This is a genomic window from Streptomyces gelaticus, assembly GCF_014649535.1.
GTDB lineage: Bacteria > Actinomycetota > Actinomycetes > Streptomycetales > Streptomycetaceae > Streptomyces > Streptomyces gelaticus.
The window spans coordinates 1-548 of record NZ_BMTF01000112.1 but is presented as its reverse complement, the minus strand read 5'-3'; the positions used below and the strand labels follow the sequence as shown (position 1 = coordinate 548).

General features: G+C 71.4%; 1 pseudogene. It reads right to left on the bottom strand.

Annotation, left to right across the window (positions count from 1 at the left end):
• Window positions 1-548, bottom strand: a pseudogene (locus IE107_RS34620) (hypothetical protein); the annotation flags it as partial.

Genomic DNA, 548 nt, shown 5'->3' with positions numbered 1-548 from the left:
CCGGAGGCCGCCGCCCCCGCCTTCGCGGTGGACAGCTGCTGGGTCTCGGCCGCCCTGCCCTTCGCGGGGGCCTTCGCCGAATCGGTCTCCGCGGTCTTCTTCGCCGACAGGGCCTGGTCGAACTCGGGCTCGTTGCCCCTGGCCAGCTGGTCCTCGGTGACCTCCGCGTCCGCCATCGCCTGGTCGTTGGCGGCCGGGCCCTGCGAGAAGTCCGTGACCGCGGCCGGCTGCTTCTCCGGGACCGCGTCCGCCGCGGACGGGGCGCCGGGGTTGGCGGGGGCCTGGTCGGGGGTCATCGGGGTGACGGGCTTGTCCTTGGCCGCCGACGTGTCCGGCGGCGCCTTCGTCGCCGTGTCGATGTCCTTGGCCGAGGACTCCTTCCCGTCCTTGACCTTCCCGTCGACCTCCCCCTTGATCTGATCGGCCTTGCCGGACTTGGAGAACTTGTCCGCCTGGTCGAGGTTCTTCGGCGCCTGGGCGTCGATCGCCTTGTTCACCGCGTCGATGAACGCCCGCTTGTCGAACTCACCCGGCTTCGCCGCGTTCAT